This is a genomic window from Streptomyces sp. NPDC037100 (assembly GCF_055606225.1).
This window is the reverse complement of the sequence record NZ_JBVJSX010000001.1, coordinates 900,781-915,386: the sequence shown is the minus strand read 5'-3', so window position 1 is coordinate 915,386 and position 14,606 is coordinate 900,781. Positions and strand designations below refer to the sequence as shown.

Below are 14,606 nucleotides of genomic sequence, written 5' to 3'. Positions count from 1 at the left end.
CATGTGCCAGAAGCATGCCCCAGTCGCGGCCCGGTCAAAGGGCGGGGTGTTCTGCCTGTTCACCAGCTGTAGTCACAGCACTGCGCTGAGAAACTCCCGGGTCCGGTCCAGCTCCGGATCACTGAAGATCTTTTCCGGTGTGCCCGACTCGATGATCCGGCCGTTGTCGAACATCAGTACCCGGTCGGAGATGTCCCGGGCGAAATTCATCTCGTGGGTCACGCAGAGCATCGTGATGTCCGTGGAGCGGGCGATGTCCCTGAGGACGTCGAGGACGCCGGCGACCAGCTCGGGGTCGAGCGCGGAAGTCACCTCGTCCAGCAGCAGCACCTGCGGGCGCATCGCCAGAGCCCGGGCGATCGCCACCCGCTGCTGCTGGCCGCCGGAGAGCTGGGCCGGGTGCGCGTCGCACTTGTCGGCCAGGCCCACCATCTCCAGCAGGCCCTTGGCCCGCTCCACCGCCTCGTCCTTGGACATGCCGAGGACGGTGACCGGCGCCTCGGTGATGTTCCGCAGCACCGTCATGTTCGGGAACAGGTTGAACTGCTGGAACACCATCCCGATCTTCTTGCGGACCTCGCGGACCTGCTTGTCGGAGGCCGGGAACAACTGCTGCCCGTCGACCGTGATCGTGCCCTCGTCGGGCTTGAGCAAGGTCATCAGCAGCCGCAGGATCGTGGTCTTGCCGGACCCGGACGGCCCGATCAGGGTGACGTGCTTGCCGGCGTCGACCGAGAAGTCCAGGTGGTCCAGGACGGTGTTGCTCCCGAACCGCTTGGTGACCTGCTCCAGCCGGATCAGCTCGCCGGTGCTCTGGGCGGGGTTCTTCTCGGGGTTGGTCCCGGGATTGGGGAGAGTGTCAGTGGGCAAGGCGTCGCTCCAGGGCTCGCAGGGCAAGGGAGGCCAGGTAGGAAATGACGATGAAGGCCACGCCGATCACCGTCAGCGGCTCGGTGAACTGGAAGTGCTCCTGCGAGTACAGGCGCGCCTGGCCGAGCATCTCCAGCACGGTGATGGCCATGACCATCGGCGTGTCCTTGAGCATGGAGATGACGTAGTTGCCGAGCGCGGGGACGACCCGGCGCACCGCCTGCGGCAGGATCACCGCGGTCCAGGTCCGGCGCAGCGGCAGGTTCAGCGCCGTCGCCGCCTCCCACTGGCCGACCGGCACGGCCTCGATACCGGCCCGGTAGACCTGCATCGTGTACGTCGAGTAGTGCAGGCCGATCGCGAAGACGCCGGTGGTCAGCGCCGAGAAGGTCAGGCCCCACTCGGGCAGCACGTAGAAGAGGAAGAACAGCTGCACCAGCAGCGGGGTGTTGCGGACGAACTCCGTGACCACGCCGACCGGCCAGGTCACCCAGCGCGAGGGCACCCGCATCAGCAGCGCCCACACCAGGCCCAGCGCGAACGAGATCACCGAGCCGAGGGCCAGGATCTGCAGGGTGACCAGCAGACCGTCCCAGAGGTGCGGCAGGAAGCCGCTCACAGCGCTCCAGTCCCACTTCATGCGACAGCACCTCCCACACCGGTGGTCTGCGGACGGTCCAGCTCCTGGTCGGGCGTGCTCCCGACCTGCTTGCCCGTGCCGGCCTTGAGCTTGCGCTCCAGGCCCCGCATGCCGCGGGTCAGAACGAAGGCGATCACGAAGTAGATCAGCAGCACGATCGTGTAGATCTCCGCGCTCTCCTGGAGCGCCAGACGCACGAGGTTGCCGCTGAACGCCAGGTCACCCATGCCCATGATGGACACCAGGGCGGTGCCCTTGAGCAGTTCGACCAGCAGGTTGGAGAACGGCGGGATCATCTCCGGCACCGCCTGCGGCAACAGGATCAGCCGCAGCCGCTGCCAGGGCGTGAAGCTGAGGGCGATGCCGCCCTCCTTCTGCGCCGGGTCGACCGCGTTCAGCGCGCCGCGCACGATCTCGGAGCCGTACGCCCCGTAGGTCAGGCCGAGGGCGAGGGTGCCCGCCCACAGCGGCACCAGCTGCCAGCCGAAGGCGATGGGCAGCACGAAGTACACCCAGAAGATCATCACCAGCGCCGACGTGCCGCGGAACACCTCGGTGTAGACGCCCGCGAGGAAGCGGACGATCCACAGCCGGTGGGTGCGCGCGACGCCGACGGCGAAGGACACCGCGGCGCCCAGCAGGGCGCTGCAGACGAGCAGCTGGACCGTGACCCAGACGCCCTTGAGTACGAGTTCCCAGAGTCCCGAGGTCATCCGCCGCAGAGCTCCTTCGCGGTCAGCTCCGTCATCTCGGCCTTCGTGAAACCGAAGGGTTTGAGGATGCGGAAGAGTTCACCGCTCTTCTTGAGCTTGCGCAGCTCCACGTTGAAGGCGTCGCGCAGGTTGGTCTCGGTCGGCCGGAACGCGAAGGCGCCTCCGTCGACGTGCGGCTTGCCGCCCACGATCGGCTTGAACGGCTCGGTGGCCTCCGCCTTGGCGGACTTCTTCACCACCTCGCGTACGGTGAGAGCCGTACCGGCGAACACGTCCACACGCCCCGCCTCGACCGCGTTCAGGCCCGCGACCTGGTCCGGGACGATCAGGATCTCGCTCTCCTTGTACCCCGCCTCGACGGCGTACTGGATCTCGGCGTAGCCGGTCCCGGTGGCGAACTTCGCCTTCTTCTCGACGACGTCCTTGTAGCTGTGCAACCCCTTCGGGTTGCCCTTGCGCACGATGAACGAGTCGAGCATCTGGTAGTCGGGGTCGGCGAAGATGACCTGCTCGCAGCGCTCGGGGTTGACGTACATCCCGGCGGCCACGACGTCGAACTGCTGGGAGTTCAGGCCCGGGATGAGCGAGCCGAACTCGGTCGGCACGGGCTGCACCCGGTCGACGCCGAGCCGCTTGAAGATCACCTTGGCCAGTTCCGGTGCCTCACCGGTCAGTTCGCCGTTCGTGTCGATGAAGCCGAACGGGATCTCGCCGGCGATGCCGAGCCGGACGACGCCCGCCGCCCGGAGCCGGCCGAGCAGGTCACCGCCCTTGACGTCCGAGGCGGTGGCGACCTTGCTGCATCCGGCGGCGCCCAGCGCGCCGAGCGCCGCCACCCCCGCGAGCAGCGACCGGCGCGTGGGCCCGGAGACGGGCCGGGGTATGGGGTCGGGACCTCTGAATGGGCTTCTCTGTGGTGGAGCCATGGGCGCGCGGCTACCCGACCGCCTCCGAGTTATGCCGATCTTTTCAAGCCCCGCACTCACCCCGTGCGCTCTTGACCTCAGCGGCGGCGGGCACTCCCATGGAGGGCATGGCTGATCGCTACATCGAAGTCTCGCTGGTCAAGCGCGACGTGACCTGCACGGCCAGGCTGCTGGACGACCGCGCGCCGATCACCTGCGCGGCCGTCTGGGATTCCCTTCCGCTGGCCGGCGACGTCTACCACGCGAAGTACGCACGCAACGAGATCTACGCCCTTTTCCCGCCCTTCGCCGAAACCGAACCACCCCTGGAAAACCCGACCATCACTCCGATTCCCGGCGACCTGTGCTATTTCACCTTCGCCGGGGCGGAGTTGGGGACCAAGGCCTACGGCTACGACCGTGAGGTCCGCGCCGGGACCACGCTCGTCGACCTGGCCCTGTTCTACGAGCGCAACAACCTGCTGCTGAACGGCGATGTCGGCTGGGTCCCGGGCATCGTCTGGGGCCAGGTCGTCGACGGCCTGGAGGCCATGGCCGAGGCGTGCAACGACCTGTGGAGGTCGGGAGCGGCGGGGGAGTCGCTCAGCTTCCGGAGGGCGTAGGCCGGCCGCCGGAGGCCACCCCCGCCTCGTACAGCGCGTGGGCCGCCCGCAGCACCAGATCGTCCCGGTGCCGGGCGGCCACGAGCTGCAGACCGATCGGCAGACCGTCCGCGTCCGAGCCGACCGGCACGCTCGCCGCGGGCTGCTGCGTCATGTTGAACGGGTAGGTGAACGGGGTCCAGCCCGTCCACCGCCGGTGGCCGGAACCCTTCGGTACCTCGGCGCCCGCCTCGAACGCGGTGAGCGGCATGGTCGGCGTGACGAGCAGGTCGTAGGTGTCGTGGAAACGGCCCATCCGACGGCCCAGGTCCATCCGGACGTCCACCGCGGCCAGATAGTCCAGCGCCGAGTACCGGGCGCCCCGCGCACAGATCTCCCGCAGCCCCGGGTCCAGCAACTCCCGCTGGTGCGGGCCCAGGTGCTGGGTCACCCGGGCCGCCCCGCTGAACCACAGGGTGTGGAAGGCCTCCACCGGGTCGGTCAGGTCCGGGTCGGTCTCCGTGACGTACGCGCCGAGCTCCGCCAGCCGCTCCACCGCCCGCCGCACCGCCCTCGCGACCTCAGGCTGCACCGCCACCTGCCCGCCCAGCGCCGGCGAGTACGCGACCCGCAGCCCGCGTACCCCGGCCCCGCCCGCCAGGCCGTCCGTGTACGGACCGGCCGGGGCCGCGAGCGCCGACCAGTCGCGCGAGTCCGGATGGCCGATGACGTCCATCAGCAGCGCGGCGTCCGCCGCGTCCCGGGTCATCGGCCCGACGTGCGCCAGCGTGCCGAACGCGCTCGCCGGGTAGAGCGGCACCCGCCCGTACGTCGGCTTCAGCGCGAAGATCCCGCAGAACGACGCGGGGATGCGCACACTGCCGCCGCCGTCCGTGCCCAGCGACAGCGGTCCCGCGCCGAGCGCCACGGCCGCGGCGCTGCCGCCGCTCGACCCGCCCGCGGTGCGCGAGGGGTCGCACGGGTTGCGCGTCACACCGCTGAGCGGCGAGTCCGTCACGCCCTTCCAGCCGAACTCGGGGGTCGTCGTCTTGCCGATGAACACCGCCCCGTGCTCGCGCAGCCGGGCCACGGACGGCGCGTCCTCGTCCCACCGCCCCGCCGGATCCACGGCCCTCGACCCGCGCAGGGTCGGCGCCCCGCGCTGCAGCAGGATGTCCTTGACGGTGACCGGCACCCCGTCCAGCAGCCCGCGCGGCTCACCGCGCCGCCATCGCTCCTGCGACTCCCCGGCCCGCTCCAGCGCGTCCTCGGCGGTCAGCCGGACGAAGGCGTTCACCTCCGGCTGGATCGCCTCGGCCCGCTCCAGCGCCGCCCGGGTCGCCTCCACGGGGCTCCACTCGCCCTTGCGGTACCCCTCGAGGAGCCGTACGGCGGTCAGGTCGGTGAGCTCGGTCATCCACCCTCCAAGGAACGTCAGTGACCCGGTACGTACCCACGCTGCTTGTCGACCACGTTCTTCAGCGGCTCCCCGCTCGCCCAGGTTTCGTAGAGCTCCACGAACTGGGCGCCGAGCTCATCGCGCCAGCCGACGACGTCGCCGCTCATGTGCGGGGACACGATCAGGTCCGGTGCCTGCCACAACGGGCTTTCGGACGGCAGGGGTTCGGCCTCGAAGACGTCCAGGGCGGCGCCCGCGATCCAGCGCTTGGTCAGGGCCTCGGCGAGCGCGTCCTCGACGACCAGCTGGCCGCGGCCGATGTTGACGAACCGGGCGGACGGCTGCATCAGGCTAAAGCGGCGGGCGTCGAACATCCCGTGCGTCTCGTCGGTGAGCGGCGCCGCCGCGATCACCCAGTCGGCGCGGGCCAGCAGCCGGTCCAGGTCCTCCGGGCCGTGCACGCCGGAGCGCGCGGCACGGCCCACGACCGCGGTGGTGATGTCCAGCGCCCCCAGCGTGCGCGCGATCGCCCGGCCGATCGGTCCGGACCCGACCACCACGGCCCGGCTCCCGGCGATCCGGTGCGACTCGCGGTGTCGCCAGGTCCGCTTCCGCTGCAGCTCCAGCGTGCGCGGCAGATCCTTGGCCATCGCCAGGACGAGCGCGGCGACGTACTCCGCGATCGGCTGGTCGAAGATGCCGCGCGCGTTCGTCACCACCGTCTTTGAAGCGGCGAGTTCCGGACACATCAGATGGTCCACGCCGGCGCTGGCCGTATGCACCCAGCGTGGCCGCGGGCCCTCGCCCGGCCAGGCGTCTCGCACGGCGCGCGAGGTGAAGTCCCACACCAGGAGTACATCCGCGCGCGGGAGGCGCTCGGCCAGATGCGCCGCGTCGGTGTGTTCGATACGGGCGCGGCCGGTGAGGCGGCCGAGGCGGGGGAGGGGTTCGGCGTCCAGGACGAGGAGGGTGGGGGTGGGCATGAGCAGCCGTTCTCCAGCCGATCGGCGGGGCCGGCCGGCCCCGGGGCGCCGGTCGGTGACGACGAGTTAACCCGGTGTTGACCAAGGAGTGATCCGGGCGGATTGACCACGCTCGCACCCGAACCTACCGTCGTCAACACGGGCGTTCCCACGATCCGTTGCACACTAGTTGCCCAGCGTGAGGCCGGTGCCTGCCATGGACGTCTCATTTCTCGGCGGGCCCAGCCCGCAGCGCGGGGTCGGCGTCGTCGCCCCCTTCGACTTCGCACTCGACCGCGAACTGTGGCGCTGGGTGCCGGACGAGGTCTCCCTCCATATGACCCGCACACCGTTCGTGCCGGTCGAGGTGAGTCTCGACCTGGCCCGCCTGGTCAGCGAGCACGAGACGCTGAGTGAGGCGGTCCGCACGCTCAACGCCATCGCCCCCGAGGTCGTGGCCTACGCCTGCACGTCGGGCAGCTTCGTCGGCGGCATGATGGGCGAGCGGGCGATGTGCGAGGCGATGAGCCGGGCCGGCGCCGTACCGGCGATCACCACCTCCGGCGCGCTGCTGGAGGCCCTGGTGGAGCTGGACGTGCGCCGGGTGGCGCTGGTGACGCCGTACACGGTCTCGGTGACGCAGTCGCTGGAGGCCTACGTCGCCCAGGCCGGTGTCACGATCTCCGGCTGCGCCTTCATGGGGCTGACCCGCCACATCTGGAAGGTCCCCTACCGGGAGGTGGTGGACATGGCGCGGCAGGCCGTCCGCGGTGACGCCGACGCGCTGTTCATCAGCTGCACCAACCTGCCCACGTACGACGTGATCCCCCAGCTGGAGGCCGAGCTGCGCATCCCCGTGATCTCGGCCAACCAAGTGACGATGTGGGCGGCACTGCGCCGACTGGGTACCCGTGCGGTGGGGCCGTACCAAGCGCTGATCAATCCGGCGGCGCGTTCCGGTCCCGCAGCGCCGGGGGCGGACCCCGGTCCCGTACTGCCGGAAGAAGAGCAGCAGCAGGAAGGCTGGACATGACAGCACTGGGATTTCTCTACCCGGGCCACTCCGCCGAGGACGACTATCCGCGCATCGAGCAGTTGCTGGGCAGCGACATCCGGGTGGAGCTGGTGCACACCGACATCGGTGAGGACGCGCACCGGGTGGACGCGCTGCTCGAGATGGGCTCCGCCGGGCGGCTCGCGACGGGTGTCCAGGAACTGCGGCACGCCGGTGCGGACGCCGTGGTGTGGGCCTGCACGAGCGGCAGCTTCGTCTACGGGTGGGACGGCGCGCAGGAGCAGGTCCGCGCCCTGGCCCAGACCGCCGGCATGCCGGCCTCGTCGACGTCCTTCGCCTTCGTGCACGCCGTGCGGGAGGTGGGGGCGCGCAGGGTCGCGATCGGTGCGACCTACCCGGAGGACGTGGCGCGGCTCTTCGCGGAGTTCCTCCGCGCGGCCGGTGTGGAGGTCGTGTCGGTCAACAGCTCCGGCATCATCACGGCCGCCGAGGTCGGCACGTGGGGCGAGGCCGAACTCCTCGCCCTGGCCCGGAACTCCGACCACCCCGACGCCGAGGCGCTCCTCCTGCCCGACACGGCCCTCCACACGGCCGCCCACATCCAGGCCCTGGAGAAGGAACTCGGCAAGCCGATCCTCACCGCCAACCAGGTCACGGTCTGGGAGGGCCTGCGCCTGGCGGACCGCCGGGTGAACGCGCCGGAGCTGGGAGCGCTCTTCACACGTGAGCCGGTCGTCCAGGCCTGAGGCAGGAGGCCTGATCCTCGCCCCCTGCGGCCGGCGCCGTGGCGGGCGAGGAAGCAACGGCCCGAGTCACCCCAGGGTTTACGTCCTTCGCTCCGGTGGTGGGGGTGGGGGAGGCTCCGGTGGTGGGGGTGGGGGAGACGGCGGTGGTGGGACGGTGGGCATCTCCCGGCGGCCGCCGCGAAGTACCGAGGGAAACGCGAAGCCGAAGGCTGAGCCGGTGACTGCTCCGACCGACATGGTCAGGAGGAAGTCCCAGCCGGCACCGGAGTCGAGCAGCTCCTGTGGGGCTGCGACCACGGCTCCGAAGCAGCCCGCCGCGACCGCGCCGCGCAGGCGGGCGCGCAGGCCGGTCCTGTCCCCGCTCACGGACGGCCGCTCCGCGTGCGACGCCACCGGAGCACCCGCAGCACGATGTAGGCGACGAGGGCGAGCGTGAACAGCACACTCGCCGTCGCCCGGGCCGCCCTCCACAGGGCTCCACTCGGGTCCCACAGGGCCGCGGCCAGATTCATGCCGACGGCCACCACGAACGCCGCCTTGAGGCAGCCGGCCGCTCGTGCCACCCGGTGCGCACCAGTCGTCATGGAGTCCGAGTGCCCCAGGGCGGTTGAGAAAAGGGGCCATGCCCTCGAACGTGCTCTCCATGGGGGCCGGAATCGGTCCCACCCCTTCTTCGGTGCACATGGGGACATAAGCGCTTCAACACCCCACCCGGTGCTGAGGAATGCTCAACTCCGCCACATCAGACGAAACTTCGATTGACCGAAAGCGCGTTCCCCCTCCGCCGTCCATTCCGTGCACACTGGCCACGTCCGCAGCCAGTCGTGCCGTGAAGGACTCCCGATGGCCGAACCGGGCCCGTTCAGATCCTCTGCAAGCGCTGTCCAGCTGGCCGGGCGCCTGCTGTGCTGGAGCCTGGCCGCGGCCATGGTCTCCGCCGCCGCGGACGCCTTCCTCCATCCCCGGGCCCGCTGGTGGGGGTCCGTGTGGCCGCTGCCCTGGTGGCTCGTCTGTGTGTCAGCCCTCGCCTGGGCCGTCCTGCGAGCGCGCGAGAAGGCCGACCGCCCGCCTCCGCACGACAGTGTCCGCAGCGACTGGGAGCGTGCCGCCTGACCCCGGTCACGCCCCCCGGGGAATAACCGGAGACAGTCCCCTGTTAGGGCCGGAACGACAGCACACGGCCCACAGTAGGAGGCACCCCACCGTGGCGGCAGACGAGACACGCGGCGCGGCAGACGAGATACGCGGCGCAGCACAGGGCAGCGCCCCCGTCCCCCTGTCCGTACTGGACCTGGTCACCGTGGGGGCCGGCCGCACCGCCTCCGACGCCCTGCGCACCAGCGTCGACCTGGCCCGCCTCGCGGAGAACCGCGGCTTCCACCGCTACTGGGTCGCCGAGCACCACTCCATGCCGGGCGTGGCCTCCTCCTCCCCGGCCGTGATCCTGGCCCACCTCGCCGCCCACACCGACCGCATCCGGCTCGGCTCGGGCGGTGTGATGCTGCCCAATCACGCCCCGCTCGTGATCGCCGAGCAGTTCGGGACGCTGGAGGCCATGGCCCCGGGCCGGATCGACCTCGGTCTCGGCCGCGCCCCCGGCACGGACGGCGCCACGGCCGCTGCCCTGCGCCGCACGGAACGGCTGAACGAGGGCGCCGACGACTTCCCCCAGCAGCTCGCCGAGCTGACCCGCTTCCTCGACGACGACTTCCCCGACGGCCATCCGTACCGCCGCATCCACGCGGTCCCCGGCCCTGTGCAGGCCACGTCCCCCGGCGGCGTGCAGTCCCCGCACCGTCCGCCGCTCTGGCTGCTCGGCTCCTCCGGCTTCAGCGCCCGTCTGGCCGGTGTCCTCGGCCTGCCCTTCGCCTTCGCGCACCACTTCTCGGCGCAGAACACGATCCCGGCCCTGGACCTGTACCGGGAGTCCTTCCAGCCGTCCGCCGTGCTCGACGAGCCGTACGCCCTCATCGGCGTCTCCGCGTTCGCCGCCGACGAGGAGCGGGAGGCCCGCCGGCAGGTGCTCTCCGCCGCCCTCAGCATGGTCCGGCTGCGCACCGGCCGCCCCGGCCTCGTGCCCACCCCGGAGGAGGCGGAGGCCTACGAGTTCAGCCCCATGGAGCGCGAATTCGTCGACTCCTGGAACGCCAACGTCATCCACGGCACCCCGGACGAGGTGCGCTCCGGCCTGGACGACCTCGCCAAGCGCACCGGCGCCGACGAGCTGATGATCACGGCCAACGCGCACGGCGGCGACGTCCGCGTACGCTCCTACGAACTCATCGCCGACGCCTACGGGTTGCCGACGCCCGCCTCGGCCTGAACGTCCGGGGTGCCCAGCAGCTCGGAGATGCGGTCCGGTGGCACCGGGCGGGAGTAGAGCCAGCCCTGTCCGGTGTCGCAGCCGATGCTGCGCAGCCGGGTCGCCTGCGCCGAGGTCTCGACGCATTCGGCCGTGACGGTCAGCCCGAGCCGGTGCGCGAGCTGGATCATCGCCTCCACGACGACCGCGTCGGCCGGGTTCGCGCGGGCGGCCGCCTCCCGGTCGTCGTACTGGAAGCCACGCACGAACGATCCGTCCAGCTTCAGCACCGACACCGGCAGCCGGCTGAGGTACGCGAGGTTGGAGTAGCCGGTGCCGAAGTCGTCGATGGCGATCCGCACCCCCATGTCACTGAGCGCCTTCAGGGTCTGCAGCGGGCGGCCCGCCGAGCCCATCACCGCCGACTCCGTCAGCTCCAGCTGGAGCAGATGCGGCGCGAGGCCCGTCTCGGCCAGGGTCTGAGCCACGTCGGCCACCAGGTCGGAGTCCCAGACCTGCCGCACCGCCACGTTCACGCTGACGAAGATCGGCGGCTCGTCCGGGTGGTCAAGCTGCCACCGCCGGGCCTGCCGGCAGGCCGTACGCAGCACCCAGCGGCCCAGCGGGACGATGGAACCGTCCTCCTCCGCAAGTCCGATGAACCGATTCGGCGTCAGTACGCCGAACTGAGGATGATTCCAGCGGATGAGCGCCTCGACCCCGTGCAGCCGGTCGTCCTCCATGCCCACCAGCGGCTGGTACTCCAGCTGGAACTCGCCCCGGTCGATGGCCGGCCGGAGCGTGGAGGCCAGGGCCTGGCGGGTCATGCGGTGGGCGTTGCGCTCCGGGTCGAACAGCGTCCAGCGGGCCTTGCCGTCCGCCTTCGCCCAGTAGAGCGTGGTGTCGGCCGCCTGCATCAGTGCGGTGGGGGTGGTGCCCGCGGCGTGCCGCTCCACGACCCCGATCGACGCCGAGACCGACAGCCGCTGTCCGGAGATGTCGAAGGGGTCCTGGACCGCGCGCAGCGCCGACTCGGCCAGTTCGGCCAGCTGTTCGGTGCCCGTGGAGTCCTCGACGAGCAGCGCGAACTCGTCACCGCCGAGCCGGGCCACCAGCGGGATGCTGGTCCGTGAGTGCCCCGCCTCGTCCGCGCAGCGCATGAGGCGCTCGGCGACGGCGGCCAGCAGCCGGTCGCCGACGCGGTGCCCGAGGGTGTCGTTGATGGCCTTGAAGCCGTCCAGGTCCAGGTAGCACAGCCCGATCCGGCCCGTGCCGCTCCGCTCGTAGGACTCCGCCTCCAGCGCGGCCGACAGCCGTTCGAAGAACAGCGTGCGGTTGGGCAGCCGGGTCACCGGGTCGTGCATCTGCAAGTGCCGCAGCCGGGCCTGGAGTTCCCGGCGGGCGCTGATGTCGGCGACGGACAGCAGTACGCCGTCGTCCTCGGCGGGCAGCGGGGTGACCGTCACCTGCACCCACAGCGAGTGCCCGTCGGGGTGCTTGAGCCGGCGCGTGCAGCGCAACCGGGACTGCCGGCCGCGCAGCACCTCGCGGTAGGCGTGCCAGGTGCGGGCGTCGGAGGTGAGGTCGACCAGGTCGGCGGCGACGGACCCGGCCGGCCCGTCCGGGCCGGTGCCGAGCAGCGTGGCGAGCGCGTCGTTGGCGCTGACGACCGTGCCCTCCCGGTCCACGACCGCCATGGCGAGCGGGGCGGCCGTGAAGACCGAGCGGTAGGGCTGCCGGGACGGTGGCTCGGTACGGGGAGACGTCTCGATCTCACTCTCTGTGACGACCGGCCGGTCCAGGTCTGCCGCGGGCGCCGGCCCTTCGGAGGTTCCGCTCACCGCTCGCTCCCGCATGTATTCGATCTCTGTCCGTGCAGGAAAGGTCAGGAAAGTGTGCCGATCATAGAGGCTGGCCCCAGGGCCTTCCAGCCGGTGTCCAGTCTCCTCGGTCAACCGGCCCTTCTGCCAGATCGTTTCTGCACGCACCTGGACGGCTTCTTCAGGCCCCCGACCAGTTGTGACGTTCTGTGAGTGCTTCGGGGGTGTCGCCTTCCGCGATTTTTCGGCCCCTTCACCCGACCGGTGCAGGCAAACAGGGCGCAGTACTACAAATCATCACAGGCTGGGTGCGGTGTCCCGCGAACCGTACCCGGAGGTACCCGTGCCGCGTCCGTTTCCGCGCGCCCGACTGCGCAGCACCGCGGCCGTGTTCACCACCATGTCGGCGCTCGCCGCCACCTCCCTCGGCGCCGGCCCCTCGGCCGCCGAGTCCGACTCGGCCGCGCCCTGCGCCCTGACCCGGACCGACGCCCATCACTCGGAGGGTCTGGACACCTGGAACGCCGCCTATCCGCGCCCGGCCCGGTCCCTGGACGCGGTCATGGTCTTCCTGTCCTTCCCGGACTCCCACCCGCTGACCACCCCGCGGGAGCTGACCGCCGACCACTTCCCGGCCACCACCCGCTTCTTCGAACAGGCTTCCTACGGCCGCTTCACCCTGCGCCCGCACGCACTGCGGCACTGGATCCAGATGCCGAAGCCGTCCACCGCGTACGACATAAAGCGGGACTGGAGCCCCGCGCACCGGGCCGCCTACCTGCGCGACGCCCTCTCCGTGGCCGACCCCCGGGTCGACTTCTCGCGCTACGACGTCGTGTACTTCGTCGCCGACCCGGACGCGCCCGGCGTGGACTCGGACGCGACCAAGGTGGTGAACCTGACGAGCCCGCTGCGGGCCGATGGCACCGACCTGCGCCGGATCGTCACGGTGTTCGAGCAGCACCCGCCGGACCGGCTGGTCCTCGCCCACGAGACCGGGCACGTGTTCGACCTTCCCGACCTGTACCACCGGCCCTCGGACGGCAAGGGCGACTGGGACACGCACGTCGGCGACTGGGACCTGATGGGCAGCCAGTTCGGACTCGCGCCCGACCTCTTCGCGTGGCACAAGTGGAAGCTGGGCTGGCTGGATTCACGGCAGGTGCGGTGCGTGCAGGACGCCGGGTCCGCCCGGCTGACCCTGGAGCCGCTGACGGCGGGGCCGGGGGCGCCGGTGACGGGGTCCGCCGGGGCGCAGGCCTTCGGGCTCGGGCGGGGCACCAAGCTCGCCGTGGTGCGGACGGGGCTCGACAGCGTGCTCGCCTTCGAGGCGCGGGGGCCGGTGGGCAACGACGCGGCCGCGTGCCGGCAGGGGGTGCTGGTGTACCGGGTGCGGGGCGGGGCGCAGTCCGGGGGCGGGCCCATCCAGGTGATCGACGCCCATCCGCGCACGGACGCCTGCTGGGAGGACTCCGTCTACCCACCCCTCGCGGACGCCCCGATCGGCATCGGGGAGAGCTTCACGGTGCCGGGGGAAGAGGTGCGGGTGAAGGTGGAGGGGCGCACGGCTTCGGGGGCGTGGACGGTGAAGATCGCGGTGGGGCGCTGAGGGGGTGCGGGGTGCCGCGACGCCGAGTGACGGGGGCATGGGTGGCGGAGCACCCATCGCGACCCATCGCGCGCGGCGACGCCGCGCAGAAACGACGATGGCGGTCTGTGTTCGCGTTTTCCGCGACCACAGACCGCCATCGACAACGTGCGCCGCCAGGGACTCGAACCCCGGACCCGCTGATTAAGAGTCAGCTGCTCTAACCAACTGAGCTAGCGGCGCCTGCTGACGTCGTAGACCTTAGCACCCTGGTCGGCGGGAGGAAAAATCGAAATCCGCACCGCCGAGCGGGCCGCCCGGACGGCCGCCCAGAGCAGTACCTCGGGGCCGGGGAGCCAGGGCTGACGGGTGTCGGGGGCGACGAGCCAGCGGGTGGCGGACCGGGCGGGAGCGGTGGTTCCGGTGGGCGCCGGGCCTGTGGGGGAGATGCTCTCGGACGGGGCCGGGCCGGCGGGGGAGATGCTCTCCGAAGGGGCCGGGCCGGCGAGGGAAGTGCTCTCGGACGGCACAGGGCCGGCAGGGGAAATGCTCTCGGACGGCGCCGGGCCGGCGGAGGAAGTGCTCTCCGAAGGGGCCGGGACGGTCACCGCGTCGCCGGTGCCGTGGCACAGCAGTGGCGGTACGACGTTCGTGCGGCGGGCCTCCCGGGCGTCCCCGCCCCGGTCGCGGGTGCCCCACTCCTCCCACTCCAGCAGTACGGGGAGTCGCTGCGCCGTCCCCGGGGCGGCGAACAGCAGCATCCGGCCCCGGAACTCCGCGACCGGCCCCGAGCCCGGGCCGTCGTCCCACAGCCGGTCGAGCATGCGCCGGCCGAACATCGCGGGCGCGCTGACCACGTCGAAGACCGAGCCGCAGGGCAGCACGACCGGCGCGTCCGGCCGCTCCTCCCAGAGGGCGAGCGTGCTTCGCGGATACGTTCCTGCCGAGGCGAGCCAGGCGGCCCCGTCGGGGGTGACATCGGAGGCGTTCCATGCGCTGCTCATGGCAACCATGTCTACCCGGCGTGAGCGTGCGGTTCCCGAG

General features: G+C 71.4%; 15 protein-coding genes and 1 tRNA gene. 6 read left to right on the top strand and 10 right to left on the bottom strand.

Annotated elements, in window-relative coordinates; all coding sequences use genetic code 11:
• Nucleotides 1–72: 72 nt before the first annotated feature.
• From ehuA to ehuB, 4 genes are read right to left on the bottom strand one after another with little or no spacing between them, the layout of a single operon-like run.
• Entirely contained in the window at nucleotides 73–870 is a 798-nt protein-coding gene (ehuA, locus tag ACZ7EG_RS04170) for an ectoine/hydroxyectoine ABC transporter ATP-binding protein EhuA (RefSeq protein WP_471071940.1), read from the bottom strand.
• The gene (gene ehuD, locus ACZ7EG_RS04165; protein ID WP_471071937.1) at nucleotides 860–1,510 is read right to left on the bottom strand and encodes an ectoine/hydroxyectoine ABC transporter permease subunit EhuD; all 651 of its coding nucleotides are present in this window, start codon (nucleotides 1,508–1,510) and stop codon (nucleotides 860–862) included. Before ehuD ends, ehuA begins: the two co-directional genes overlap by 11 nt.
• The gene (gene ehuC, locus ACZ7EG_RS04160) at nucleotides 1,507–2,223 is read right to left on the bottom strand and encodes an ectoine/hydroxyectoine ABC transporter permease subunit EhuC (RefSeq protein ID WP_471071934.1); all 717 of its coding nucleotides are present in this window, start codon (nucleotides 2,221–2,223) and stop codon (nucleotides 1,507–1,509) included. The genes ehuD and ehuC overlap by 4 nt, the downstream gene beginning before the upstream one ends.
• A complete protein-coding gene (ehuB, locus tag ACZ7EG_RS04155; protein ID WP_471071931.1) occupies nucleotides 2,220–3,149 on the bottom strand; it encodes an ectoine/hydroxyectoine ABC transporter substrate-binding protein EhuB in 930 nt (309 codons plus the stop codon). The genes ehuC and ehuB overlap by 4 nt, the downstream gene beginning before the upstream one ends.
• A gap of 107 nt (nucleotides 3,150–3,256) precedes the next feature.
• Between ehuB and ACZ7EG_RS04150 the strand changes: the two genes are divergently transcribed.
• Nucleotides 3,257–3,751: a DUF3830 family protein gene (locus ACZ7EG_RS04150; protein WP_471071928.1), complete on the top strand. Its 495-nt coding sequence runs from the start codon at nucleotides 3,257–3,259 to the stop codon at nucleotides 3,749–3,751.
• Here ACZ7EG_RS04150 and ACZ7EG_RS04145 read toward each other — a convergent pair.
• Together ACZ7EG_RS04145 and ACZ7EG_RS04140 are read right to left on the bottom strand one after the other, a co-directional pair.
• Complete coding sequence (locus tag ACZ7EG_RS04145) at nucleotides 3,732–5,147, bottom strand: amidase (protein WP_471071925.1); 1,416 nt, start codon at nucleotides 5,145–5,147, stop codon at nucleotides 3,732–3,734. The genes ACZ7EG_RS04150 and ACZ7EG_RS04145 overlap by 20 nt on opposite strands.
• Before the next feature lie 17 nt (nucleotides 5,148–5,164).
• On the bottom strand, nucleotides 5,165–6,112 hold the full coding sequence (locus tag ACZ7EG_RS04140) for a D-2-hydroxyacid dehydrogenase (protein WP_471071922.1): 948 nt from the start codon (nucleotides 6,110–6,112) through the stop codon (nucleotides 5,165–5,167).
• A gap of 196 nt (nucleotides 6,113–6,308) precedes the next feature.
• On the opposite strand from ACZ7EG_RS04140, the gene ACZ7EG_RS04135 reads away from it, so the two are divergent.
• Both ACZ7EG_RS04135 and ACZ7EG_RS04130 read left to right on the top strand, forming a co-directional pair.
• Nucleotides 6,309–7,124, top strand: coding sequence for a maleate cis-trans isomerase family protein (locus ACZ7EG_RS04135; protein WP_142163762.1), 816 nt, complete (start codon nucleotides 6,309–6,311; stop codon nucleotides 7,122–7,124).
• Nucleotides 7,121–7,852 (top strand): maleate cis-trans isomerase family protein, encoded by a 732-nt coding sequence (locus ACZ7EG_RS04130; protein WP_471071920.1) that lies wholly within the window; start codon nucleotides 7,121–7,123, stop codon nucleotides 7,850–7,852. Before ACZ7EG_RS04135 ends, ACZ7EG_RS04130 begins: the two co-directional genes overlap by 4 nt.
• 362 nt (nucleotides 7,853–8,214) lie before the next feature.
• On the opposite strand, the gene ACZ7EG_RS04125 is transcribed toward ACZ7EG_RS04130, so the two are convergent.
• The gene (locus ACZ7EG_RS04125) at nucleotides 8,215–8,436 is read right to left on the bottom strand and encodes a hypothetical protein (protein ID WP_471071917.1); all 222 of its coding nucleotides are present in this window, start codon (nucleotides 8,434–8,436) and stop codon (nucleotides 8,215–8,217) included.
• Nucleotides 8,437–8,695: 259 nt separating this feature from the next.
• On the opposite strand from ACZ7EG_RS04125, the gene ACZ7EG_RS04120 reads away from it, so the two are divergent.
• On the top strand, nucleotides 8,696–8,965 hold the full coding sequence (locus ACZ7EG_RS04120; RefSeq protein WP_471071914.1) for a hypothetical protein: 270 nt from the start codon (nucleotides 8,696–8,698) through the stop codon (nucleotides 8,963–8,965).
• 91 nt (nucleotides 8,966–9,056) lie between these two features.
• Nucleotides 9,057–10,175, top strand: coding sequence for an LLM class flavin-dependent oxidoreductase (locus tag ACZ7EG_RS04115; protein ID WP_471071911.1), 1,119 nt, complete (start codon nucleotides 9,057–9,059; stop codon nucleotides 10,173–10,175).
• On the opposite strand, the gene ACZ7EG_RS04110 is transcribed toward ACZ7EG_RS04115, so the two are convergent.
• Nucleotides 10,145–12,010, bottom strand: coding sequence for a putative bifunctional diguanylate cyclase/phosphodiesterase (locus ACZ7EG_RS04110; protein WP_471071908.1), 1,866 nt, complete (start codon nucleotides 12,008–12,010; stop codon nucleotides 10,145–10,147). The genes ACZ7EG_RS04115 and ACZ7EG_RS04110 overlap by 31 nt on opposite strands.
• Before the next feature lie 277 nt (nucleotides 12,011–12,287).
• Here ACZ7EG_RS04110 and ACZ7EG_RS04105 point away from each other — a divergent pair, with 277 nt between their 5' ends.
• A complete protein-coding gene (locus tag ACZ7EG_RS04105; protein WP_471071905.1) occupies nucleotides 12,288–13,583 on the top strand; it encodes a M6 family metalloprotease domain-containing protein in 1,296 nt (431 codons plus the stop codon).
• Between the two features lie 148 nt (nucleotides 13,584–13,731).
• On the opposite strand, the gene ACZ7EG_RS04100 is transcribed toward ACZ7EG_RS04105, so the two are convergent.
• Both ACZ7EG_RS04100 and ACZ7EG_RS04095 read right to left on the bottom strand, forming a co-directional pair.
• Nucleotides 13,732–13,805, bottom strand: a tRNA-Lys gene (locus tag ACZ7EG_RS04100).
• On the bottom strand, nucleotides 13,796–14,566 hold the full coding sequence (locus tag ACZ7EG_RS04095) for a bifunctional DNA primase/polymerase (RefSeq protein WP_471071902.1): 771 nt from the start codon (nucleotides 14,564–14,566) through the stop codon (nucleotides 13,796–13,798). The genes ACZ7EG_RS04100 and ACZ7EG_RS04095 overlap by 10 nt, the downstream gene beginning before the upstream one ends.
• Nucleotides 14,567–14,606 lie beyond the last annotated feature (40 nt).

Coding starts and splice junctions, on each gene's coding strand:
- ACZ7EG_RS04110 (WP_471071908.1), bottom strand. CDS start 12,010: ATGCGGGAGCGAGCGGTGAGCGGAACCTCCGAAGGGCCGGCGCCCGCG.
- ehuD (WP_471071937.1), bottom strand. CDS start 1,510: ATGAAGTGGGACTGGAGCGCTGTGAGCGGCTTCCTGCCGCACCTCTGG.
- ehuC (WP_471071934.1), bottom strand. CDS start 2,223: ATGACCTCGGGACTCTGGGAACTCGTACTCAAGGGCGTCTGGGTCACG.
- ACZ7EG_RS04095 (WP_471071902.1), bottom strand. CDS start 14,566: ATGAGCAGCGCATGGAACGCCTCCGATGTCACCCCCGACGGGGCCGCC.
- ehuB (WP_471071931.1), bottom strand. CDS start 3,149: ATGGCTCCACCACAGAGAAGCCCATTCAGAGGTCCCGACCCCATACCC.
- ACZ7EG_RS04120 (WP_471071914.1), top strand. CDS start 8,696: ATGGCCGAACCGGGCCCGTTCAGATCCTCTGCAAGCGCTGTCCAGCTG.
- ACZ7EG_RS04135 (WP_142163762.1), top strand. CDS start 6,309: ATGGACGTCTCATTTCTCGGCGGGCCCAGCCCGCAGCGCGGGGTCGGC.
- ACZ7EG_RS04125 (WP_471071917.1), bottom strand. CDS start 8,436: ATGACGACTGGTGCGCACCGGGTGGCACGAGCGGCCGGCTGCCTCAAG.
- ACZ7EG_RS04130 (WP_471071920.1), top strand. CDS start 7,121: ATGACAGCACTGGGATTTCTCTACCCGGGCCACTCCGCCGAGGACGAC.
- ACZ7EG_RS04145 (WP_471071925.1), bottom strand. CDS start 5,147: ATGACCGAGCTCACCGACCTGACCGCCGTACGGCTCCTCGAGGGGTAC.
- ACZ7EG_RS04140 (WP_471071922.1), bottom strand. CDS start 6,112: ATGCCCACCCCCACCCTCCTCGTCCTGGACGCCGAACCCCTCCCCCGC.
- ACZ7EG_RS04150 (WP_471071928.1), top strand. CDS start 3,257: ATGGCTGATCGCTACATCGAAGTCTCGCTGGTCAAGCGCGACGTGACC.